A 23,315-nucleotide genomic window follows, 5' to 3' on the forward strand; every position below is an offset into this window, starting at 1 on the left:
TGTGGCTGGGCGCGCAGTTCCCGGCGCCCCTGACCGGCACGCCTGGTGACCGGCGTCGACAAGGCCACCTCAGCCGACGGGGCCGCTACTCCGCCGTCTTCCTCGCCAGCGCGTTGTTCCCGATCGAGTTGTGCACGCTGAAGCTCACGGCGTCCGAGCGGTAGCGGTCGTCGGACCACTCCACCGGGCGCCCTTCGCGTGTGGTGGTGACCCGGCGGACCCGCAGCAGGGGGCTGGTGCGGCGGACCCCGAGGAGGTCGGCGTCCTGCGCGCCCGCCGCGACGGCGTCGATGACGTGCTCGCCGTACGCGAAGACCAGGCCGGTGTCCTCGAAGAGCCGCTGGGTCACGGAGGGGCACTCGGGCTCGATGGCCGCCACGGCGGGGGAGATCCAGTCCGCGTACACCGTGCGCTCCAGCAGGACCGGTTCACCGTCCAGTCCGCGGACCCGCAGCACGTGCAACACCGGTGTCTTCTCGCGAAGTTGGAGACGGACGGCGTCCTCCACCGTCGCCGGGTGGTACTCCTGCGACACCACGTGCCCCGTCGCCTCGCGCCCCATCGCGCGCGCCCACTGGGCGAAGCTGCGCAGTTCGGCGAAGCTCTGGCTGCGGCGGCCGGCGAGGACGACGCGGCGGGCGCCCTGGCGTGAACCGATGAGCCCCTCGGCGGTCAGGGTCGCGACGGCCTGGCGGACCGTGCCGCGCGAGACGCCGTAGTGGGCCGCGAGGTCCGTCTCCGCCGGCAGCAGACTGCCCACGGTGTACTCCTCGCGGTCGATCGCCCGCCGTAGCTCCTCGGCGATCTCCTCGTGTCGCGCCGCCATTCTTCCCCTCTGATTCGACCACTGTGTACAGCCTGATCAGCCTAATCGACATCGGACCGTGATCCGTGCCGGTCGGGATTGTGCAGGGAATAGGGGGTCACGGTTTCACCAAAGTTTACGAACAGGACACCATCGGCGGGCCTACTGGGGCCAACTTGTTCAGACAAGTTCTCCGTCCCACCCCACCCTCGTGCGTCATCCTGGAGAGACCGTGACCGTGTTCCTGCCGAGGACCGCCCTCCTCACCGGCGGCCTCGCCGTCGCCGCAGCCCTCGCCCTGAGCGCCTGCGGCGCAGCTCCCGACGACAAGGCGACCACCGCCGACGGCAAGAGCGCGGCCACCGCGACCTCCGCCGCGGACTTCGGCGGCCTCGACGCCCTGGTCAAGGCCGCCAAGAAGGAGGGCACGCTGCACGCGATCGCCCTTCCCCGCGACTGGGCCAACTACGGCGCCCTCATCGACGGCTTCACCAAGAAGTACGGCATCAAGATCGAGGTCGAGAGCCCGGACGGCTCCAGCCAGGACGAGATCACCGCCGTCACCTCGCGCAAGGGCCAGGACCGTGCCCCGGACGTCCTCGACCTCGGCAGCTCCTTCGCCCTGAGCGCCGCCCAGCAGGGGCTGCTCGCCCCGTACAAGGTGACCGCCTTCGGCGACCTGCCCGAGGGACAGAAGGACGCCGCGGGCCGTTGGTTCAACGACTACGGCGGCTACATCTCCATCGGCTGCGACGCCAAGAGGGTCAAGGAGTGCCCGAAGACCTTCAAGGACCTGCTCAAGCCCCAGTACAAGGGGCAGGTCGCGCTCAACGGCAACCCCACCAAGTCCGGTTCGGCCTTCGGCGGCGTGTACGCGGCCTCGCTGGCGAACGGCGGCTCCTTCGACGACATCCAGCCCGGCCTCGACTTCTTCGCCAAGCTGAAGAAGAACGGCAACTACACGCCCGTCGAGTCGACTCCGGCCACCGTCGAGAAGGGCGAGACGCCCATCAGCATCGACTGGGACTACCTGAACGCCGGATACGCCGACGAGTTCAAGTCCAAGGGCGTCGACTGGAAGGTCGCCATCCCCTCCGACGGCCAGTACGCCCAGTACTACTCCCAGGCCGTCAACAAGGACGCCCCGCACCCGGCGGCCGCCCGCCTGTGGCAGGAGTACCTCTACAGCGCCGAGGGCCAGAACCTCTGGCTCAAGGGATACGCCCGCCCGGTCCTGATGCCCGCGCTGGAGAAGGCCGGCACGCTCGACAAGACCGCCGCCGCCAAGCTCCCCACGGTCTCCGGCACGCCGAGCTTCCCGACCGAGGACCAGCAGAGCAAGGCCAAGACCGTGCTCGGCCAGGGCTGGGGCAAGGCCGTCTCCGGATGACCACCGCACTCACCGAGGCCCCGGCCGACGTGGCGCCCGCCGCTGCTGACCAGCAGCGGCGGCGCCGCCGCGCCCCCGGCCGGCTCGCCGTCCTCCCGCTGCTCGTCTTCGTGGCGATCGCCTTCGGCGTCCCCGCCGTCGCCATGCTCAACGGTGCCTTCACCGTCAAGGACCAGGCCACCGGCGCCAGTTCGTACACCACGGCCAACCTGACCGGCTCGTTCCAGGGCGCGTACCTGACCGCCCTGATCGGCAGCGTCAAGCTGTCCGCCGTCTCCGCGGGCCTCGCGACCGTCCTCGGACTGCCGCTCGCCCAGGCCGTGGTCACCTCCCGCTTCCGCGCCCTGCGCGAGGCCGTGCTCACCGCGTCCGGGGTCCTCGCCAACTTCGGCGGCGTCCCGCTGGCCTTCGCCTTCGTCGCCACGCTCGGCAACTCCGGTGTGCTGACACGGCACTTGAGCCTCACCGACAAGGGCTGGAACCTCTACAGCTTCTGGGGCCTGGTCATCGTCTACCTGTACTTCCTGATCCCGCTCATGGTCCTCACCATCACGCCCGCCCTCGACGGCCTGCGCTCCCAGTGGCGCGAGGCGGCGCAGAACAACGGCGCGACCTCCGTCCAGTACTGGCGGCATGTGGCACTGCCCGTCCTCGCGCCCTCGCTCCTCGGCGGACTCGTGCTCCTCTTCGGCAGCGCCTTCGCCGCGTACGCCACCGCCGCCGCCATGGTGGGCAGCGCGGTCCCGCTGGTCACCCTGCAGATCGCCGACGCCATCTCCGGCAACGTGCTGGTCGGCCAGGAGAACGTGGCGCTCGCCCTCAGCCTCGACATGGTCCTCATCGCGGGCCTGGTGATGGCCGTGTACCTGCCCCTGCAACGACGGAGCGCGCGATGGCTCGCCTGAACCTGTGGCGCTGGGTGGTTCTCGCCCTCGCCGCGCTGTACTTCCTGGTGCCCATGGCCGCGTCCGTGGTCTTCACGGTCGATGTGCCCGGGCAGGGCGTCACCTTCGACGCCTACAGCCAGATCGTGTCCGCCGACGGATTCGTCTCCAGCCTGCTGCTCTCGCTGGAACTCGCCGTCGCGACCATCGTCGTGGTGCTGCTCCTGATGGTGCCCGCCACGGTCGCCCTGCGGCTCGGCGCGCCCCGGCTGCGGCCGGTCGTCGAGGTGGTGTGCTCGCTGCCGCTGGTCGTCCCGCCGATCGCGTTCGTCGCCGGGATCGCCACCGTCCTGAAGTGGGGGCCCGAACACCTGTCGCGCACCCCGCTGTTCCAGACGTTCGTGGCGATCCAGGACCCGGGCTTCCCGATCGTGCTCGTCCTCGCGTACGTCGTGATGGCGCTGCCGTTCGTGTACCGGGCGCTGGACGCGGGACTGCGCGCCGTCGACGTGCGCACCCTCGTCGAGGCCGCCCGCAGCTGCGGCGCGAGCCCCGCGCGGGCGCTCGTGCACGCGGTGCTGCCCAATCTGCGCGGTGCGCTGCTCAACGCCTCGTTCCTCACGCTGGCCCTGGTGCTCGGCGAGTTCACCGTCGCGCGCCTGCTCGGGTACCAGCCGTTCGCCGTCTGGATCTACAACGTCGGCGGCTCGCAGGCCCAGATGTCCGTCGCCGTCTCCGTGCTCAGCCTGTTCGTCACCTGGGCACTGCTTCTCGCGCTCGCCGTCTTCGGTGGCCGCTCCCGTACCGCTTCCGCCTCCCGGGGATGAATATGACCGTCGCCACGCTCGACAAGGCCGCCACCGTCGAATTCCGGGGGCTCCGGAGGGAGTTCGGCCCGACCGTCGCCCTCGACGGCCTGGACCTCACCGTCCGGCCCGGTGAACTTCTCGCCCTGCTCGGCCCCTCCGGCTGCGGCAAGACCACCGCGCTGCGCATGCTCGCCGGGTTCGAACAGCCCGACTCCGGCGAGGTCCTGGTCGACGGCGAGGACATCACGCGCGTTCCGGCACACCGCCGCGACGCCGGGATGGTCTTCCAGTCGTACAGCCTCTTCCCGCATCTGAGCGCCCTGGACAACGTGGCCTTCGGGCTGCGGATGCGCAAGGTGCGTACGGCCGAACGGAAGTCCCGCGCGGCCGAGTTGCTCGACCTCGTCGGACTCGGGGACAAGGGGGAGCGGTTCCCGCACCAGCTCTCCGGCGGCCAGCAGCAGCGCGTCGCGCTGGCCCGGGCGCTCGCCCTGCGGCCCCGTGTCCTGCTGCTCGACGAGCCGCTCTCCGCGCTGGACGCCAAGGTGCGGCTCTCGCTGCGCGAGGAGATCCGCCGGCTCCAGCTGGAGCTCGGCATCACCACCCTGTTCGTGACGCACGACCAGGAAGAGGCGTTGTCCATGGCGGACCGGGTCGCGGTGATGCGGGCCGGACAGCTCGAACAGTGCGCGTCGCCCGCCGAGTTGTACGGGCGACCCGCCACCGCCTTCGTCGCCGAGTTCGTGGGCACGATGAGCCGGATTCCGGGGAGCCTCGACGGCGACAGGGTCGAGGTGCTCGGCCGACGGCTGCCGGTGGACGGGGACGCGCCCGCCGCGGGAGAGGTGGATGTGCTGGTACGGCCCGAGGCGGTCCGGGTGAGCGCCGACGACGCCGGTGACGCGCGGGTGGTGGCCACCGCGTTCCTCGGCGCGGCCACCCGCGTCACCGTGCGGCTCGCCGACGGCACCGAGGTCAAGGCCGACCTGCCCACGCACGAGGCCGCGACGCTCGCCTCGGGCGCCGCCGTGACGGTCGCCCTGCCGGACCGCCCGGTCCTGGTCGCCGAGCGCACGAGCTGAGGAGTCCCCGGTATCGCCCACCCGAGGCCACGCGCCACCGAGCCGGGCACGGCGTCCGGAACCGCGTCGGCCGACGCACCCGGCAGGTCGCCGGGCCGCGCGTCCGGTGCCGTGCCGCACGGGGCGGCAGCGGTCACCGCAGGTCGCCGCCCCCGCTGAGCGAGGCGGAAACCGCCCTGCTCGGCCTCGGACACCGGCCGTGCCTGCGGGAGCGCCCGCCGCCCTCGTACGCCCGCGGCACCTCGCGTAGTGCTCCGCGCCGCGGGGGAGTGTCGGGCGCTGCGACCGATGCCGTACGGCCGGGGCACGGGGGTGTCCGGCGGCGCGCATCAGGTGGTGGGCACCGACCTGCGGGGCGAGCCGGCCCGCGGCCCCGGACACCGGGGCCGGCAGCGGCAGCGCGCGGCTGGGAGAGCACGACGCTCGGCCGGTGCCGTACGACCCGGGTGGCCGGGCCCGCGGCCCCGTGCACGCGGGTCCGCGGGGCTACGGCCCTCGCGCCGTCGGGCCACTCCCTGCGGGCCACTTCCTGCGGGGCGCACCTTGGGGCGGCCCCACAGGGCATGGCACCGCGTGCCTCCACCTCACGACCCACGTCACCCGCCCCACCTCGCCCGCCCCTTCAATCCGAGCCCCCCACCCGAATCCCCCCACCGAGGAAAGAGAACCCCGTGACCCACCGCCCCACCGCCCGACTCCCCCTCCAGGCCGTCCTGTTCGACATGGACGGCACGCTCGTGGACACCGAGCGGCTGTGGTGGGAGGCGGTGGAGCAGGTGGCCGACGGATTCGGGCACGCACTGACGGGAGTGGATCAACCACAGGTGCTCGGACGGCCCGTCGAGTACACCGCAGCCTGGCTGGCCGGGGTCACCGGCGCGTCGGCGGGGGTGATCGCCGCCGAGCTGCACCAGCAGTTCGCGGACCGGGTCCGCACGGGCATCGTCCCTCGCCCCGGGGCGAGGGAACTGCTCGACGCGCTCGCCCGCGAGGGCGTGCCCACCGCCCTCGTGACCGCCTCGCCGCGCGCCGTCGCCGACACCGTCCTGGAAGCGCTCGGCGCCGAACGCTTCGCCGTCTCCGTCACCGCCGACGACACCGAGCGCACCAAGCCCGCCCCCGACCCCTACCTCGCCGCCTGCCGTGCCCTCGGCGTCGACCCCGCCGCCTGCGTCGCCGTCGAGGACACCCAGACCGGCGTCACCTCAGCCGAGTCGGCGGGCTGCGCCGTTCTCGCCGTGCCCTCGCTCGCGCCGATCGCCCCCGCGGCCGGCCGCACCGTGCTCGGCAGCCTGGAGGAGGTGTCCCCGGCCCGGCTGCGCGCGATGGTCGCCCCGGGCGAGCTGCGGGTGATGAGCTGGAACCTCTGGTACGGAGGGACCAAGGTCGACGGGTACCGCGAGAAGCAGCTCAAGGTCATCACCGAGACGGGCGCGGACGTGGTCGGCCTCCAGGAGACGTACGGGGACTCGGCGCGGGAACTCGCCGAGGCCCTCGGCTGGTACCACCACAGGGCGGGCGACAACCTCGGCATCATCAGCCGTTACCCGATCACCGCCCGGCTGGGCGACCCGGACGTCGGTTTCTACGGGGGGACCGGCGTCCGGATCGGACTGGATGGCGGGCGGCGGGTGGACGTCTGGAGCGCCCACCTCGACTGCGCGCCGTACGGCCCCTACGAGGCCCGTTTCGACGGGCTTCCGGCGGCCGAACTGATCGCGCACGAAAGCGGGCGGCTCGACCGGATGCGGGAGATCCTGCGGGGGATCGCCGCCTCGGCCGACGCGTCCGTTCCGGTCGTCCTGGTCGGGGACTTCAACGCGCCCTCGCACCTGGATTGGCCGGAAGTCGCCTGGCCGGTGACGAAGGCCGCCGAGGAGGCGGGCCTGCGCGACTCCTACCGCGAGGCTCACCCCGACCCGGTACGGGACCCGGGGCACACCTGGTCGCCCGTCCACACCGAGCACGAGGACGGCAGCGGGCGTCAGGAACCGCAGGACCGGATCGACTTCGTCCTGCACCGGGGCCTGGCCGTCGTCGACTCCCGCACCCTCGTCAGCGGCACCCCGCGTGCCTGGCCCGACGTCGCGGACAACGACTGGCCCTCGGACCACGCGGCGGTCGTCACCGTCTTCGCCGTGCCGCGCGGAGACTGACGGGACGGGCCGGGCGGCGGGCCGTGGGCATTGAACGGTGAGTCAGTCGGGACCATTGCGGTCCGGGCATGTCATCCACTAGTTTGAGCCGCCTCGCTACCCGTGAGTAACACCGATGTGTCACCACACGTCACCCGGCCACCCGATTCGTCCTGTCGTCCTGGGGAGTCCATGCGCTGGCCCTTCGGCCGTCCGACCACGGTCCGCACGCGGATCGTGGCCCTCGCACTCGCTCCGGTGATCGCCCTCATGACGCTGTGGAGTTTCGCCATGGTGTCCGTCACCGGCGAACTGCGAGCTCTCGTCCGCCTGGAGAGTGTGTACAACTCCTTCGGCACGCCGGTCGACACGGCGATCGGCCAGATCCAGATCGAACGGCGGCTCGCGGCCGCGTACTTGGGCGGGGGGCGCGGGACGACGGCGGCCCTCGACCTGCTGGCGCAGGAGCGTCGCACCGACCGCGCGGTCACCGCGATGCGCACGGCGATCCGGGACGGGGACCGCGGTCGGCTCTCCGGTGGTCAGCGGCACGTGCTCGACGCCGTGCTCGACTCCGTCGACGGGCTGGAGGGGCTGCGCGGGCGGGTGCTGACCCACGCCGTCACCTGGGACCGGGCCGTGGCCGAATACAGCGCCCTGGTGGAACCGGGCTTCGACGTCCAGTCCGCGCTCACGGCGCTCCAGGCCGGACAACTGGCCCGCGAGGCGCAGGTCGTCGTCGAGCTGGTGCGGGTGCGGGAGTTCGTGTCGCGCGAGGACGCCCTCGTCGCCGGGGCGCGGGCCGCCGGAACGCTCACCGACCGCCAGTACGACACCCTCACCGCGACGATCGAGGATCGCCGGGTCTTCGAGCGGACCTATGTGCCCGACCTCCCGGCCGACTCGCGCGCCCTCTTCGAGGACTTCCAGCGCGAGGACCTCCACCGGGAGCTGACCCGGGGCGAGGACGCCCTGCTGCGGGCGGGTGCGGAGCGTGCGGGCGGGGCCGTCGCGGCCGGCTCCTGGCGTACCACGACGGACCGCGCCGTCAAGCGCTACATGCGGCTGTGCACCCAGTCGGCGATCAACTCCGCGGAGCGCGGGCGGGCGTTCGCCTACCGGGAGCTGGCCAAGGCCGCGATCGTCGGTGTGCTGGGTCTGGCCGCCGTCGGGCTGTCCCTGTGGTTCGCGGTGCGCGGCGCACGGCGCATCTCGCGCCGTCTGGAGTCGTTGCGGGACGCCGCCGACCTGCTGACCAACCGTCAGCTCCCGCATGTCATGGAGCGGTTGGGCGCCGGCGAGGAGGTCGACGCCGCCGCCGAGGCGCCGCCCCTGGCCGACGCGGAGGCGGTGGACGACGAGATCGGCCAGGTCGGCCGGTCCTTCAACACCGCCCGGCTCGCCGCCGTCGAGGCCGCCGTCAAGCAGGCCACCCTGCGCCGCGGGCTGTTCGCGGTGCTCCTGAACATCGCCCGCCGCAACCAGGCACTCGTCCACCGCCAGCTCAAGCTCGTCGACACGCTGGAGCGGCGCACCGACGACCCGGACGTCCTGGACGACCTGTTCCGGATCGATCACCTCACCACGCGCATGCGGCGCCACGCGGAGAGCCTGATCATCCTCTCCGGCTCGGCCCCGGGCCGCCGCTGGCGGCGGCCCGTACCCGTCGCCGAGGTGGTGTCCTCCGCGGTGAGCGAGATCGAGCAGTACGCGCGCGTCGTGGTCCCCCCGATGCCGGAGGTGGGCGTCGCGGCGGACGCCGTCGCCGACGTCGTCCATCTGATCGCCGAACTCGTCGAGAACGCCACCGTGTTCTCACCGCCCCACACCCAGGTCACCCTGCGGACCGGGCGGGCCGGCGGCGGGTTCGTCCTGGAGATCGACGACCGGGGCCTCGGTCTCGCGCCGGAACAGATCGAGGAGGCCCACCGCACCCTCACCACGCCGGACGACTTCGACCCGACCCGGCACGACCGGCTCGGGCTGTACGTCGTGGGGCGGCTCGCCGCACGGCACGGCATCACGGTCACGCTGTGCCGCTCGCCGTACGGCGGGACGACGGCGGTGGTGCTGCTGCCGGAGGCGGTTCTCGCACCGGTGGAGTCCGCGCGTACGGCGATGGGGGCGGACCCGGTGGGGCTGCCCTCGCGTAGGGGCACCGCGGTCCTCCCGGAGCAGCGAAGGGCGCGGCGCGAGCTCGAGGTCGGCCTCGACCCGCAGGACGCTCCGGTACCGGGCCCTCCCGTGCTGCCCACCCGGGTCCGCCAGCGGGCCCTCGCACCCGAGCTGCGTACCGCCGGGCCGGTGGCCGACGATACGCCGGAGCGCGAGGTCACGGCGGAGGAGATGCGCGCGGTCTTCGGGGCCTTCCAGCGGGGCCTCGACCGCGGCCGCAAGGGTCTGCCCACGCAGCCGGGCACCAGCGAGTCCGGCCGCCCGCGGTCCGTCTCGGCGCAGCGAAACGACATCGAGGAAGGGAGGGACGCCGACGATGCGCCCTGACCAGCTCCCAGAGCACCCCGCCCAGACGCTTGAGGCCCGGAACCTCAAGGCCCGGAGCCCGGAGCCGACGGGTGGCGTCTCCGGGTACGACGGCGACACCGATCGGCCCGGTACCGATCTCGGGTGGCTGCTCGACGACCTAGTGGCCAGAACGGACCACGTCCGCCAGGCGGTGCTCCTCACCGCCGACGGTCTCCCGCTGAGCTTTTCGGACGGCATGCGCAGACGCGACATCGAGCACCTCGCCGCCGTCTGCTCCGGCTTCCACAGCCTCGCCCGTTCGGCGGGCGAACGCTTCGCCGCGGGTCAGGTGCGCCAGACCATGGTGATGCTCGACGACGCCTACCTCTTCATCACCCCGGCGGGTGACGGAAGCCGGCTGGCCGTGCTCAGCGAGGTGCAGACGGACGTCGGTCAGCTCGCCCACGAGATGGCACTGCTCGTCCGCCGCGTCGGCCGCCACATGGCCGCCGCCGTCCGTTCGTCGGCCGACCCCGCGGGCCCCTGATCCGCCCGTGACCGACGAGCACTGGTACGAGGACGAGACCGGGCCGATGGTGCGGCCCTACACCGTCACCGGGGGCCGGACCCGGCCCTCGGACCGGCATGTCATCGATCTGATGTCGCAGGTCACCGCCTTGGAGACGGACGCCGGACAGCCCGGTGTCGATCATGCCGCGACCGCCCTGCTCGACCTGCTGTGCCGCGGCCCCCGGCCGGTCGTCGAGCTCGCTGCGGACTCCGACCTGCCCCTGACCGTCGTCCGCGTGCTGCTCGGCGACCTGGCCGAGTCCGGTCTGGTGCGGATCGACGAGCCGCACCGGCCTCCGCACGGAGGTCCGGCGGCCGACCCCGAACTGCTGCGCGAGATCGTGGAGCGGCTGCGCGAACTGTGAGCGCCGTGCGCGCCGGAGGGACAGCCGGAGCGGCCGGAATTCCCGGGCATCGCCCTGCCTCCGTCCTGGGGCGGGGAACCCCCCCTGTGACCTGCGTCTCCACGGGAATCGGGGCCTTGACCGGGGTGCGCGGCGCCGCGCGCAACGAATCGCCGCCGGAGGCCGGGCGCACGCAATGATTCGTTCGGTGGCGCGCAACGGGTCCTTCTTGTCCCCCCGAGCCCGCCGACCGTACCGTCTATCTGACCCCCGAATCCCCCATTCGTACCGGTGGAGAACCCGCATGCGCACAGCCCTGCTCCAGAGCTCCGGCCGCCCCGGCTCGATCGTCGAGAACCTCAAGGTGCTCGACGAGGCCGCGGGACGCGCCGTCGCGGCGGGCGCCGGGCTGATCGTGACGTCGGAGATGTTCCTGACCGGCTACGCCATCGGCGACGACATCGCGCGTCTCGCCGAGCCCGCCGACGGCGACTCCGCCGACGCGGTCGCCGAGATCGCCACCCGGCACGGCGTGGCCGTCGCCTACGGCTACCCCGAGCGCGAGGCCGGACGAGGTGAGGACGAAGACTCCCCGGCCGACGGCGGAGCGAACGTCTTCAACTCCGTGCAGCTGATCTCCGCCGACGGCGCCCGGCTCGCGAACTACCGCAAGACCCATCTCTTCGGCTGCTTCGAGCACGACCACTTCACACCCGGCGACCAGATCGTCGTCCAGGCGGAACTGGACGGCCTCCGCGTCGGCCTCATGATCTGCTACGACGTCGAGTTCCCGGAGAACGTCCGCGCGCACGCCCTCGCCGGCACCGACCTGCTGCTCGTGCCGACCGCGCAGATGCACCCGTTCCAGTTCGTCGCCGAGTCCGTCGTCCCGGTGCGCGCCTTCGAGAACCAGATGTACATCGCCTACGTCAACCGCACCGGTCCGGAAGGGGAGTTCGAGTTCGTCGGACTGTCCACGCTGGCCTCGCCCGACGGAGTCGCCCGGGCCCGGGCGGGCCGCGGCGAGGAACTGGTCCTGGCGGACGCCGACCCCGTCCTCCTCGCGGCCTCGCGCGAGGCGAACCCGTATCTGAAGGACCGCCGCCCCGGCCTCTACGGGTCCCTCGCCTGACCTCCCGCCAGGCCTGTCCCCGGCCGGTCACGCAAGCCCTCCCCTCACCAGCTTTCGCGCAAGGAGTCCGTACCCCATGACGTCCACCGTGCCCAACGCCGTCCAGCACGCCGACGTGCAGCAGCCGCCGATCACCATGTTCGGCCCGGACTTCCCCTACGCCTACGACGACTTCCTCGCGCACCCCGCGGGCCTCGGGCAGATACCCGCGACCGAGCACGGCACCGAGGTCGCGGTCATCGGCGGCGGACTGTCCGGCATCGTGGCCGCGTACGAGCTGATGAAGATGGGCCTCAAGCCCGTCGTGTACGAGGCCGACGAGATCGGCGGCCGGCTGCGCACGGTGGGCTTCGAGGGCTGCGACCCCTCGCTCACCGCCGAGATGGGCGCGATGCGGTTCCCGCCGTCCTCCACCGCCCTCCAGCACTACATCGACCTGGCCGGCCTCCAGACCCGTCCGTTCCCCAACCCCCTTGCCGAGTCCACGCCTTCGACGGTCGTCGACCTCAAGGGCGAGTCGCACTACGCGACGTCCGTCGACGACCTGCCGCAGGTCTACCGCGACGTGATGAACGCCTGGAACGCCTGCCTGGAGGACGGCGCCGACTTCTCCGACATGAACCAGGCCATACGGGAGCGCGACGTTCCGCGCATCCGGGAGATCTGGTCGAAGCTCGTCGAGAAGCTCGACAACCAGACCTTCTACGGCTTCCTCTGCGAGTCGGAGTCCTTCAAGTCCTTCCGGCACCGCGAGATCTTCGGCCAGGTCGGCTTCGGCACCGGAGGCTGGGACACCGACTTCCCGAACTCCATCCTGGAGATCCTGCGCGTCGTCTACACCGAGGCCGACGACCACCACCGCGGCATCGTCGGCGGCTCCCAGCAGCTTCCGCTGCGCCTGTGGGAGCGCGAGCCGGAGAAGATCGTCCACTGGGCGTACGGCACCTCGCTGTCGACGCTGCACGACGGCGCCCCGCGCCCGGCCGTGACCCGGCTGAACCGCACGGCGGGCAACGGCATCACGGTGACGGACGCGAACGGCGACATCCGTACCTACAAGGCGGCGATCTTCACCGCGCAGTCCTGGATGCTGCTCTCCAAGGTCGCCTGCGACGACTCGCTCTTCCCGATCGACCACTGGACCGCGATCGAGCGCACGCACTACATGGAGTCCAGCAAGCTCTTCGTGCCCGTCGACCGGCCGTTCTGGCTCGACAAGGACGAGGAGACCGGCCGTGACGTCATGTCGATGACGCTCACCGACCGGATGACCCGCGGCACCTACCTCCTCGACGAGGGCCCGGACAAGCCCGCCGTCATCTGCCTCTCGTACACGTGGTGCGACGACAGCCTGAAGTGGCTGCCGCTGTCCGCGAGCGAGCGGATGGAGGTCATGCTGAAGTCGCTCGGCGAGATCTACCCGAAGGTCGACATCAGGAAGCACATCATCGGCAACCCGGTGACCGTGTCCTGGGAGAACGAGCCCTACTTCATGGGCGCGTTCAAGGCCAACCTGCCGGGCCACTACCGCTACCAGCGCCGCCTGTTCACGCACTTCATGCAGGACGGGCTGCCCGAGGACAAGCGGGGCATCTTCCTCGCCGGCGACGACATCTCCTGGACGGCCGGCTGGGCCGAGGGTGCCGTCCAGACCGCGCTGAACGCGGTCTGGGGCGTCATGCACCAGCTCGGCGGGACGACCGACCCGACCAACCCCGGGCCCGGCGACGTCTACGACGAGATCGCGCCGGTGGAACTCCCCGAGGACTGAGCCCTCCGCACGGCGTGACGCGGCGGTCGGGTCAGACCCCGGCCGCCCGCGCCGCCTCGTACACCTCGGCGGCCACGTCCTTCAGTTCCTGGGCGTCGCGCACCGAGCTCTGAAGGTCGAGGAAGATCTCGTCGAGGCCGATCTCGGCGTGGGCGACCAGGTCCTCGATGATCTGCTCGACGCCGCCCTGGAAGGGCCGGCGGTCCCCGCCCTCGTAGCCCTTCGCGGTGTACTGCGGGTTGGTCCGCAGCGCCGTGCGCAACGGCTCGGTGCGGCCGCGCTCGGCGGCCAGGTCTTGCAACTGGGTCCATTGCGCGGCCAGTTGTTCGACACCCATGCCGATCGGCATCCACCCGTCGGCGTGGTCGACGAGTCGGCGCCGCGCCTTTCCGGTGTTGGCGGCCAGCAGGATCGGGATCGGCCGGGCCGGCTTGGGACCGACCACGGCCGACGCGATCTTGGTGAGCGTGCCGTCGTAGACCACCGGGTCGGGACCCCACACCGCGCGGCACACCCCGATCACCTCGTCGAGGGCCTGGCCGCGCTCCTCGAAGGGCCGCGCGGAGGCCGCCGCGTACTCGTCGAGCGACCAGCCCGTGCCGAGACCCGCGACGACCCGGCCGTCGCTCGCCGCGTCGAGCGAGGCGAGGGCCTTGGCGAGCTGGAACGGCAGGTGCAGCGGGGCGACCAGGACGCTGGTGCCGAGCTCTACGCGCTCGGTCACCGCGGCCGCGAGCGTCAGGGTGACCAAGGGGTCGGCGACGCCGCGGTACCCCTCCGGCCAGGCCAGCCCCTCGACGCCGTACAGCCCCTGGGTCGGGGGGTCCGGGAACAGGGCTCGCTCGAAGACCCACAGGCTGTCGTACCCGATCGCCTCCGCGGCGCGCGCCACGTCGGGCACGTCCCGTCCGAGGTGGTACTGCTTCATCTGGGGGAGGGTGAGGCCGAGTCGCGTCGCCATACCTGGGTGCTCCTTCGCATCAGGGTGTGCCGATGATTCAACGTACAGTGATCCGATCCGAGTTCCGCCGAGGACCGGGCCGCGTGGCCGGATCAGGTCGGCAGGGGAGTGAGCAGCATCCGGCCGGCCAGGCCCACCACGGCGTCCAGGCGTTCGGAGAACTCCTCGGCCAGGTCCGGGAGTCCGCGCAGCGCCCACAGGGTCCGCGCCGCCGCCCAGGTGGCCTCACGCGCCCGCTCCAGACTCCAGGAGCCGAGCAGGTGGGTGAGCGGATCGGCGATCTGGAGCAGGTCGGGGCCCGGCATCAGATCTTCGCGGATGTGCTCCTCCAGCGAGACGAGGAGATCGCCCACGCGGTCGAACTCGTCCTCCAGGTCCCCCGGTTCGCAGCCGAGCGTACGACAGGTGTCCACCAGGGCGAGCGCCAGATCGTGCCCGATGTGCGCGTTGATGCCCGAGAGCGCGAACTGCAGCGGGCGTACTCCCGGATGGCGGCGGAACTGCAGCAGCGGCCGCCAGCAGGCGGGTGCGCGGCCCTCCTCGGCCACCGCCAGATAGCGCTCCGCGAACCGTACGTCCAGCGTGATCGCGGCCCGGCGGTCCGGGAAGACCCCGGCGTCCAGGTGCCGGTCGAACTCCTCGGTGACGGTGAGGTAGACGCGGTTGAAGACCGCGAGACCGTCCCGCTCGGGGAGCCTCACGTCGAGGGCGCGCATACGGGAGACGACCGCGTCAACGGGGGTGGTGAACTGTGCCGACTGCGCCATGGGGGCAGCGTCCCAGTCCTAGGGTGGCCGAAGTGCCGCCGGGCCGGGGGCTTCCCCAGAACGGGGGAACGCGGCCGGGGCGGGAGTGGGGGAGCGGTACGTGTCAGGCTTACGTGCCCAGCGGTCGGCGGAGCGCAGGGCCGGACGCGGGCGGTCCGCCGCCCGAGGTGTCATGGTTGCCGCGGCCTCGGTCGTGGTGGCGGTCGGGACCGTGACGGGGATGGTGTCCGCGCTCGACGACGGGCAGCCCTCGAAGGACGCGCGACCGCTGGTGCCCCGGTCGCCCGGCCTCGGCCCGCCTCCCGGTTCGCCGACGCCGTCGCGCACCTCGGCCGCGCCGTCCGCGTCGAGGTCGGCCTCCCCGAAGCACGCCCCCGCGCCCTCGCCGACCGGGAGGAAGCCCGTCGTGGCCGTACCCGCCCTCCTCTACCGTCACCCCGACACCCAGGTCCGCGACTGGGTCGACACCCACCCGGGTGACGCCCGGCGCGCGGTCATCGCGTCCCGGATCGCCGACCGCCCGTCCGCGGTGTGGTTCGCCGACTTCACGCCGTCCACCATCGCCGCGCGCGTCGGGGCCGTGACGTCTGCCGCCTCCGCGCGGGGCCGGGTGCCCGTCGTCGTGCCGTACGCCATCCCGCAGCGCGACTGCGACGGTGCCTCGGAGGGCGGGGCGCCCGACCTCGCCGCGTACGACGGCTGGATCGACGGTTTCGCGGCGGGGCTCGGCTCCGGCGAGGTCGTCGTCGTCCTGGAGCCCGACTCGATCGCCCAGTCCGACTGTCTCACCGAGAGCGGGCGGGCCGACCGTTTCGCCTCCCTGGCCCGCGCGGGCCGCGTCCTGAAGGCGGCGAACCCCAGGGCCCGGGTCTACTACGACGCCGGCCACTCCGACTGGAACCCGGCCGCCCAGCAGGCCGCGCTGCTCCGCCGGGCGGGCGCGGCCTCGCCCGCCTCCTCCGACGGCGTCTTCACCAACGTCTCCAACTTCAACCGGACGGGCGACGAGATCGCCTACGCCCGGCGGGTGCTGGCCGCGCTCGGCGGGCCCGCCGGCCTCGGTGCCGTCATCGACACCAGCCGCAACGGCAACGGCGCCCCCGCCGACGGCGAGTGGTGCGATCCGGCCGGCCGCAGGATCGGACAGGCGCCGACCCTGAGCACCGGGGAGGCCGGGATCGACGCCTATCTGTGGGTCAAGCCGCCGGGCGAGTCGGACGGCTGCCGGGGCACACCGGGGACCTTCTCGGCCGAGTACGCCTATGAACTGGCGCGCTGATCCCCGGACTCGTCGTACGACGACGTCCCCGAGTCGAGCAGGGGCTCCTGCCTGAGATGCGCCGGGGCCATCGCCCGCAGCGCGTGATACCCGGTGATCACGACGATGGTGCCCAGCGCGATCCCGTTCAGCGAGAAGTTGTCGGTGAACTTCAGGGTGACGCCGCCGATGCCGATGATGATGCCCGCGGCGGCCGGCACCAGGTTCAGCGGATTGCGCAGGTCCACCCGGGCGTTGAGCCAGATCTGGGCGCCGAGCAGCCCGATCATGCCGTACAGGATGACGGTGATGCCGCCGAGGACGCCGCCCGGGATCGCCGCGACCACCGCGCCGAACTTGGGGCACACCCCGAAGAGCAGGGCGAAGCCGGCGGCCGCCCAGTAGGCGGCGGTGGAGTAGACCCGGGTCGCGGCCATCACACCGATGTTCTCGGAGTACGTGGTGTTGGGCGGGCCGCCGACCGCCGTGGAGAGCATGGAGGCGGCACCGTCCGCGGAGATCGCGGTGCCCAGTTCGTCGTCCAGCGGGTCGCCGGTCATCTCGCCGACGGCCTTGACGTGACCGGCGTTCTCGGCGACCAGCGCGATCACGACCGGCAGCGCGACGAGGATCGCCGACCACTGGAACGAGGGTCCGTGGAAGGACGGCAGCCCGATCCAGTCGGCCCGGCCGACGCCGGAGAGGTCCAGCCGCCAGTGGTCGGTGACCTTGCCGCTCGCGTCCATCGAGTGGATCCGGCCGAGGATCCGGTCGAGGGCCCAGGAGATGACGTAGCCGAAGACGAGCCCGAGGAAGATCGCGATGCGTGACCAGAAACCGCGCAGGCACACCACGGCCGCTCCGGTGACCAGCATCGTGAGCAGCGCCGTCCACTGATCCTGCGGCCAGTAGGTGGACGCGGTCACCGGCGCCAGGTTGAACCCGATCAGCATGACGACCGCGCCGGTCACGATCGGCGGCATCGCGGCGTGGATGATCCTCGCCCCGAACCGCCGCACGGCGAGACCCGCCAGGAACAGCACGACCCCGACCACGAAGCAGGCGCCCGTCACCGTGGCGCTGGTGCCGCCCTGCGCGCGGATCACGGCGGCGACGCCCACGAAGGAGAGCGAACAGCCCAGATAACTGGGCACCCGGCCGCGGGTGGCGAGCAGGAAGACGACCGTCGCGACACCGGACATCATGATCGCGAGGTTCGGGTCGAGTCCCATCAGGACGGGCGCCACGAAGGACGCCCCGAACATGGCCACCACGTGCTGGGCGCCGAGCCCGAAGGTCCGGGGCCAGGAGAGGCGTTCGTCGGGGCGGACGACCGCTCCCGGGGCGGGAGTCCGCCCGTCGCCGTGCAGTTTCCAGCGCACGCCGAGATCCATGGTGAGAATCGCTTTCTCTGTACGTGAATTTGTCCGGACCATTGTCAGGGGTAACCAGCGGCTCTACGCTCACACGGTCCTACTCATGAACGTCGTTCATATGTCTGATCGGAGTGTTCTGTGAGTGCACGATCCCGAATGGGCGTGGTCGCGGCGGCCGCCGTCGCGCTCGCGTCCGTCGTCGTCCCCTCGGCGTCCGCTCGTACCGCGCCCGTTGTCGTCCCCCCGGCGTCCGCCCATGCCGTGCCCGCGATCCCCAGGACCGCGGTCCTCGACGGCGGGCGGCTCCAGCGGACCCGGATCCGGCTGGACCACGGCGACCGCCGACTCGCCCGCTCGCTGGGCGCGTTGACGGCCCGGGCCGACAACTGGCTGGAACAGGGCCCCTGGACGGTCGTCGACAAACCGAAGCCCGCCCCCGGCGGCGATGTCCACGACTACCTCAGCCAGGCCCCCTACTGGTGGCCCTCGCGGCCCGCCACCGCAGACAACCCCTGGGGCTGCCCCTACGTCCAGCGCGACGGGCAGCGCAACCCCGAGGTGGACACCGGAACCGACCGCCAGGACGTCGAGAAGGTCTTCGACTCGACGTACGACCTCGCTCTCGCCTGGTACTACACCGGCAGGAAGCAGTACGCCGAGAAGGCCGCCCAGGTCCTGCGCACCTGGTTCCTGGACCCGGCGACGAGGATGAACCCGAACCTGGACCACGGCCAGTTCATCCCCTGCAAGTACGACGGCCGGGCCATCGGCGTGATCGACTTCTCGCAGTCCTACACCAGCGTTCTCGACGCGATCGCCGTCCTGGACACCGGAGCCCCCGGCTGGTCCCGGCGCGACAGGGCCGCGATGCTCGACTGGAACACCGGCTACCGCGACTGGCTGACGGACAGCGCCTTCGGCAAGGAGGAGGGCGCCGCCCGGAACAACCACGGCACCTTCTACGACATGCAGCTCGCCGCCCTCGCCTACGCGACCGGCGACAAGGCCCTCGCCCGGCGGACCGTGCTCGACGCCCGCGCGCTGCGCATCGACCCGCAGATCGCCGCCGACGGCAGCCAGCCCCAGGAGCTGGCCCGCACCCGCAGCTGGCACTACTCGACCTTCGACCTCGTCGCCTACACCCGGCTCGCGGCCATCGGCCGGCACGTCGGCGTGAACCTCTGGTCGTACCGCGGGCCGGACGGCCAGAGCCTGTACGAGGCGGTCGACTACCTGCTGCCCGCCGCCACCGGCGCCGAGCCGTGGACCCACCCCGAGCTGGAGTTCCACCGCTTCGCGGCGAGCGATGTGGTGCACGCGGCGGCCGACGCGGGGGACCGGGCCGCGCGGGCGGCCGTACCGAAGCTCGAAGCGCCGCCCGGCGGCGATCTGTGGGAGCTGCGGCCGGCCGCCGAGCAGCTCGACTCGATCGCGGGCTGATCCCGCCCGGACAGGGCTCCTGAGCGTTTGCTTAGGATGGGGGTGGCGTTTCAGCCATGCTTGCCCCATCCGCACGCCGTACGTTCCAGGAGCCCCGCCCGTGACCGCCGAAGTCCCCGTCGCCCCCGCCCTCTCGTACGGACGGCTCCTGCCCGTCACCGTCCACTTCGACGACCTCGACGCGCTCGGACTGCTGCACAACGCCCGCTACCCGGTCATGGTCGAGCGCGCCTGGGCCGCGCTGTGGTATGAGCGCGGCCTGAGCTTCGAGGGCGACTGGGAGGCGGCGGGCGACTTCTGCAACGCCGTCAAGGAACTGCGCATCACCTACGACGCCCCGGTCAGCCGTCCCGGCGAGTACGCCGTCCACCTCTGGCTGGAGCGGCTGGGGAACACCGGACTGACGTACGGCTTCCGCTTCTGCTCCCTCGACGGCGCGGTGACCTACGCGCGGGGCACCCGTGTCCTCGTCCGGCTCGACCCCGGGACGCTGCGCCCGGCGCCGTGGAGCGACCGGTTCAGGACCTTGGGCCGGGAACTGCTGCGCTCGCAGGACTGACCTTCGGGCGGTCGCGGTCCCCGGCGCGCAGCACACCCGCGAGCACGGTGAGCCCGAACGCCAGGATCGTGACCAGCCCGAACGACACCATCAGACTCGTCGCCTGCGCCACCGACCCGATCAGGCTCGGCGCGATCAGCCCCGAGGTGTACGTGATGGTCGCGACGCCCGCGATGGCCTGACTGGGGTTGGGGCCACTGCGCCCGGCCGCCGCGAAGCACAGCGGGACGACGACCGCGATACCGAGGCCGAGCAGCGCGAAGCCGCCCATGGCCACCGCCGGATGCTCCGCCACGACGATCAGCAGCCCGCCGAGCACGGCCAGCACACCGCCCGCCCGGACGGTGCGTACGGCGCCGAATCGGTTCACCACCGTGTCGCCCACCAGCCGGGCCACCGCCATGGTCAGCATGAAGCCGGTGGTCGAGGCCGCGGCGAGACCGGCCGAGCTGTCCAGCTGGTCGCGCAGGTAGACCGCCGACCAGTCCAGGCTCGCGCCCTCCGCGAAGACCGCGCAGAAGCCGACCGCGCCGATGAGCAGCGCCGACCGGGGCGGCAGCGCGAACCGCGGCGGCGGCTCCTCGTCCTCGGCGGGCTGCAGGTCGAGCACCCAGCGACAGGCGACGAGACCGAGGAGCGTGAGGGTCGCCGCGGCCAGGGCGTGGTGCAGGCGCGCGTCCGAGCCCAGATGCGCGGCGAGCGTGCCGGCCGCCGCGCCGACCAGGGCGCCGGCGCTCCACATGCCGTGCAGCCCGGACATGATCGACCTGTCGAGCCGGTTCTCGACCTCGACACCCAGCGCGTTCATGGCGACATCCGCCATCCCCGCCGTGGCGCCGTAGACGAACATCGCCAGGCACAGGGTGAGCAGGTTCGGCGCGAGGGACGGGAGGATCAGCGCCATCGTCCACAGCGTCATGAGTCCGCGCAGCGCCGTACGGCTGCCGAAGTGGTGGGTGATCCGGCCGGCCAGCGGCATCGAGCAGGACGCGCCGAGGGCGGTGAAGGCGAGGGCGAAACCCAGCTGCCCCGCGCTGACCGACGCATGGTCCTGGATCCACGGCACACGGGTCGCGAACGAGCCGGTGACGGCTCCGTGCACGGCGAAGACGGCCGCCACGGCGTACCGGGCGCGCTTCACCTCGCGCTGGTCGTAGACCACTTCACTCATGCTCGGGCCCCTCCCCGGGTGATGATGCCCCAATCTGCCGCCGTAAACTATCAGGAACCCTGCCTGATAGATAGACGATTGCTGGCCGCCCGCCCACCGGGCGGGCCCGCCGATCTGGAAGGATTCCCGGCATGCCCGCATCCCCGAGCACCGCACGGGCCATCAACGACCGGCTCGCCCTGCGGCTGTTGCAGCAGGAAGGCCCCTTGACGGCAGGGCGGTTGAAGCAGCTCACCGGACTCTCCCGGCCCACCGTCGCCGACCTCGTCGAACGCCTCACGGCCTCCGGCCTCATCACCGTGGTCGGGGAATCGGGGGAGCAGCGGCGCGGCCCGAACGCCCGGGTCTACGGGATCGTCGCGGACCGCGCCCACCTGGCCGCGCTCGACGTCCGTACGGAGGGAGTCTCCGTGGTCGTCTCCGACCTGGTCGGTGACGTCCTCGCCGAGGCGTCCGTGCCGATCGGCGGCGACACCGGGACGGGACCGGCGGTGGAGCAGGCGGTCGCGCTGGTCGAGCGGGTGGCTAAGGAGGCCGGGGCCCTCGGGGCGGCGCCCCCGCCCGAACTCGTCCGCGGGTGGGGCAGGCTGCACACCGTCGGCATCGGCGCGCCCGGCCTGATCGACCCCGCCACCGGCGAACTCCGCGACTCCTCCGGTCTGCCCGCCTGGCACCGGAGCCTGGTCGCCGCCCTCCAGGAACGGCTTCCCGAGGCCCGCGTCCTCGTCGAGAACGAGACCAACCTCGCCGCCCTCGCCGAACAGCGCGACGGCGTCGCCCGCGACCGCGACACCTTCGTCCTGCTGTGGCTCGGCCACGGCACCGGGGCCGCCGTCGTTCTCGACGGCGCCCTGCGCCGGGGAGCGTCCGGAGGTACCGGGGAGATCGGCTTCCTTCCCGTGCCCGGCACCACGACCCTCCCCTCGGCGACCGACTGCGAGGGCGGCTTCCACTCCCTGGCCGGGTCGGCGGCGGTCGCGGCGCTCGCGGCGGAGTACGGCGTCGCGGCGGAGCCGGACGCCCACGAACCGCACGCCGCGGCGCTGGTGAGGCAGGCCGTGGCAGCCCCCGGCTCCCCGGCGTCCGACGGCTTCCTCGACGCCCTCGCCGACCGCCTCGCCATCGGGGCGGCCTCTGTCATCGCCGTACTGGACCCCGGCTGTGTGGTCCTCGGCGGTGAGGTCGGCCAGGCGGGCGGCGCCGCGCTCGCCGTACGGGTCGAGCGGCGGCTCGTCCGTATGTCGCCGCTCCCGACCGAGGTGCGCGCGAGCACGCTCGGCGGCGGCGCGGTGCTGCGCGGCGCCCTGCTGACCGCGCGCGACGGCGCCCAGGACGAGCTGTTCGCTCCGCCGTCGTCGCGGTAGGTCCTGGGGACTTCGGGACGGGCTGGTGTGCGTCGGGTCCCGGGCCGGGGTGCCGGGCGCTGGGATCCCCGGGGCGGGTGTCGCGCGTCGGGCCTGGCGGGGGCGCGCCCGGGGTCACCGCGTCGTCGTGGAGCGCGCCTTCAGGAAGTCCTCGTACGTGCCCTTCCCCACGGCGTGCCCCGGTGTGAGGTGATGCCCCACCCGGAACGCCCGGTAGGCCCGGCCCGGCAGGCGCACGCCGAGCAGCGGGCGTCGCTTCCCGCCGGCGCGGAGGTGGGCGGCGGCCAGGGAGCGGAAGGTGCGTACCTCGGGCCCGCCCATGTCCTCGACCCGCCCCGCGGGAGGGCCGGCCGCCAGTTCGGCCAGCCGGTCGGCGACCTCGGCGACCTCGATGGGCTGGTCGGAGACGCCGGCCGGGAGGAGCAGCACCGGCAGCTTGGCGAGCCCGGTGAGGAGCTGGGCGACGAGGTCGTGGAACTGGGTGGTGCGCAGGATCGTCCAGCCGAGCCCGGACTCCTCGATCAGCTTCTCCACGGCCAGCTTGGTCTTGTAGTAGCCGAACGGCACCACGTCGACGCCGACGATCGAGATGTAGATCAGATGCGGGACGGCCGCCCGGCGCGCGGCCGCGATGACCTGCGCGGCGGCCCGTTCGTCGCCTCCACGCGGTGTGGTCGCGCAGTGCACGATCGCGTCGACGCCCGCGACGGCCGTGTCCAGGCCGCTGCCGCCCTCGCGCAGATCGACGGCGTACGGCTGTGCGTGCCGGCTGAGCACCCGCACCTCGTGCCCGTCCGCCCGCAGCCGCTCGGTGACGAGCCGGCCGAGGGTTCCGGTTCCGCCGGTCACCAGGATCGTGGTCATGCTGTTCAGCCTTTCGCTGCCGGACGCTCCCCGGTGGAACGCCCTTTGTGAGCTGAGACCGGACAGCCCGCGCGGATGTGACAACGGCCTGCGCCGGGACCGCGATCGCGGCCGGCGTCGGTCGGAGGGCGGACGCGGACCCTGCGTGCGACGAACCGGCGCGCGGAACC

The 23,315-nt window shown here is 72.5% G+C and carries 20 protein-coding genes; 14 read left to right on the plus strand and 6 right to left on the minus strand.

What is annotated here, in order from left to right; translation table 11 throughout:
* Positions 1-85: 85 nt before the first annotated feature.
* Entirely contained in the window at positions 86-826 is a 741-nt protein-coding gene (locus ABZX90_RS26555) for a GntR family transcriptional regulator (protein WP_351131034.1), read from the minus strand.
* A gap of 211 nt (positions 827-1,037) precedes the next feature.
* Here ABZX90_RS26555 and ABZX90_RS26560 point away from each other — a divergent pair, with 211 nt between their 5' ends.
* The 10 genes from ABZX90_RS26560 (at position 1,038) to ABZX90_RS26605 (ending at position 13,385) form a co-directional block, all read left to right on the plus strand.
* Positions 1,038-2,195: an extracellular solute-binding protein gene (locus ABZX90_RS26560; protein ID WP_351131033.1), complete on the plus strand. Its 1,158-nt coding sequence runs from the start codon at positions 1,038-1,040 to the stop codon at positions 2,193-2,195.
* Positions 2,192-3,100, plus strand: coding sequence for an ABC transporter permease subunit (locus ABZX90_RS26565; protein WP_351131032.1), 909 nt, complete (start codon positions 2,192-2,194; stop codon positions 3,098-3,100). Before ABZX90_RS26560 ends, ABZX90_RS26565 begins: the two co-directional genes overlap by 4 nt.
* The gene (locus ABZX90_RS26570) at positions 3,088-3,906 is read left to right on the plus strand and encodes an ABC transporter permease subunit (RefSeq protein ID WP_351131031.1); all 819 of its coding nucleotides are present in this window, start codon (positions 3,088-3,090) and stop codon (positions 3,904-3,906) included. The genes ABZX90_RS26565 and ABZX90_RS26570 overlap by 13 nt, the downstream gene beginning before the upstream one ends.
* A 2-nt stretch (positions 3,907-3,908) precedes the next feature.
* Positions 3,909-4,970 (plus strand): ABC transporter ATP-binding protein, encoded by a 1,062-nt coding sequence (locus ABZX90_RS26575; protein ID WP_351131030.1) that lies wholly within the window; start codon positions 3,909-3,911, stop codon positions 4,968-4,970.
* 671 nt (positions 4,971-5,641) lie between these two features.
* Entirely contained in the window at positions 5,642-7,126 is a 1,485-nt protein-coding gene (locus tag ABZX90_RS26580; protein WP_355208727.1) for an HAD-IA family hydrolase, read from the plus strand.
* A gap of 171 nt (positions 7,127-7,297) precedes the next feature.
* Positions 7,298-9,607, plus strand: coding sequence for a nitrate- and nitrite sensing domain-containing protein (locus ABZX90_RS26585; RefSeq protein ID WP_355208730.1), 2,310 nt, complete (start codon positions 7,298-7,300; stop codon positions 9,605-9,607).
* Positions 9,597-10,115: a roadblock/LC7 domain-containing protein gene (locus ABZX90_RS26590; protein WP_355208733.1), complete on the plus strand. Its 519-nt coding sequence runs from the start codon at positions 9,597-9,599 to the stop codon at positions 10,113-10,115. Before ABZX90_RS26585 ends, ABZX90_RS26590 begins: the two co-directional genes overlap by 11 nt.
* Before the next feature lie 46 nt (positions 10,116-10,161).
* Positions 10,162-10,503, plus strand: a complete 342-nt coding sequence (locus ABZX90_RS26595; RefSeq protein WP_351131067.1) for a DUF742 domain-containing protein — start codon at positions 10,162-10,164, stop codon at positions 10,501-10,503.
* A 283-nt stretch (positions 10,504-10,786) separates the two neighbouring features.
* Positions 10,787-11,614: a carbon-nitrogen hydrolase family protein gene (locus ABZX90_RS26600; protein WP_355208736.1), complete on the plus strand. Its 828-nt coding sequence runs from the start codon at positions 10,787-10,789 to the stop codon at positions 11,612-11,614.
* Between the two features lie 76 nt (positions 11,615-11,690).
* On the plus strand, positions 11,691-13,385 hold the full coding sequence (locus ABZX90_RS26605) for an NAD(P)/FAD-dependent oxidoreductase (protein WP_355208739.1): 1,695 nt from the start codon (positions 11,691-11,693) through the stop codon (positions 13,383-13,385).
* 31 nt (positions 13,386-13,416) lie between these two features.
* On the opposite strand, the gene ABZX90_RS26610 is transcribed toward ABZX90_RS26605, so the two are convergent.
* The gene (locus ABZX90_RS26610; protein ID WP_351131024.1) at positions 13,417-14,346 is read right to left on the minus strand and encodes an LLM class F420-dependent oxidoreductase; all 930 of its coding nucleotides are present in this window, start codon (positions 14,344-14,346) and stop codon (positions 13,417-13,419) included.
* Between the two features lie 92 nt (positions 14,347-14,438).
* A complete protein-coding gene (locus tag ABZX90_RS26615; protein WP_351131022.1) occupies positions 14,439-15,113 on the minus strand; it encodes a DUF5995 family protein in 675 nt (224 codons plus the stop codon).
* A 172-nt stretch (positions 15,114-15,285) separates the two neighbouring features.
* On the opposite strand from ABZX90_RS26615, the gene ABZX90_RS26620 reads away from it, so the two are divergent.
* Positions 15,286-16,392: a glycoside hydrolase family 6 protein gene (locus ABZX90_RS26620; RefSeq protein ID WP_355208743.1), complete on the plus strand. Its 1,107-nt coding sequence runs from the start codon at positions 15,286-15,288 to the stop codon at positions 16,390-16,392.
* Here the strand turns inward: ABZX90_RS26620 and ABZX90_RS26625 are convergent.
* Positions 16,374-17,765, minus strand: a complete 1,392-nt coding sequence (locus ABZX90_RS26625; RefSeq protein ID WP_355208746.1) for a solute carrier family 23 protein — start codon at positions 17,763-17,765, stop codon at positions 16,374-16,376. The two genes, ABZX90_RS26620 and ABZX90_RS26625, sit on opposite strands and share 19 nt — an antisense overlap.
* Positions 17,766-17,885: 120 nt before the next feature.
* Between ABZX90_RS26625 and ABZX90_RS26630 the strand changes: the two genes are divergently transcribed.
* Together ABZX90_RS26630 and ABZX90_RS26635 are read left to right on the plus strand one after the other, a co-directional pair.
* Entirely contained in the window at positions 17,886-19,187 is a 1,302-nt protein-coding gene (locus ABZX90_RS26630; RefSeq protein WP_351131019.1) for an alginate lyase family protein, read from the plus strand.
* A 100-nt stretch (positions 19,188-19,287) separates the two neighbouring features.
* Positions 19,288-19,746 (plus strand): acyl-CoA thioesterase, encoded by a 459-nt coding sequence (locus tag ABZX90_RS26635; protein WP_351131018.1) that lies wholly within the window; start codon positions 19,288-19,290, stop codon positions 19,744-19,746.
* On the opposite strand, the gene ABZX90_RS26640 is transcribed toward ABZX90_RS26635, so the two are convergent.
* The gene (locus ABZX90_RS26640; protein ID WP_355208750.1) at positions 19,706-20,917 is read right to left on the minus strand and encodes an MFS transporter; all 1,212 of its coding nucleotides are present in this window, start codon (positions 20,915-20,917) and stop codon (positions 19,706-19,708) included. The genes ABZX90_RS26635 and ABZX90_RS26640 overlap by 41 nt on opposite strands.
* Before the next feature lie 131 nt (positions 20,918-21,048).
* Between ABZX90_RS26640 and ABZX90_RS26645 the strand changes: the two genes are divergently transcribed.
* Positions 21,049-22,281: an ROK family transcriptional regulator gene (locus tag ABZX90_RS26645; protein WP_351131016.1), complete on the plus strand. Its 1,233-nt coding sequence runs from the start codon at positions 21,049-21,051 to the stop codon at positions 22,279-22,281.
* A gap of 114 nt (positions 22,282-22,395) precedes the next feature.
* Here ABZX90_RS26645 and ABZX90_RS26650 read toward each other — a convergent pair whose 3' ends face one another.
* Positions 22,396-23,145 carry an NAD(P)H-binding protein gene (locus ABZX90_RS26650; protein WP_355208753.1) on the minus strand — a complete coding sequence of 250 codons (750 nt, stop codon included), beginning with the start codon at positions 23,143-23,145 and terminating at the stop codon, positions 22,396-22,398.
* Positions 23,146-23,315 lie beyond the last annotated feature (170 nt).

The organism is Streptomyces sp. NPDC002935 (assembly GCF_040611295.1).
In the GTDB taxonomy this organism is placed as follows: domain Bacteria; phylum Actinomycetota; class Actinomycetes; order Streptomycetales; family Streptomycetaceae; genus Streptomyces.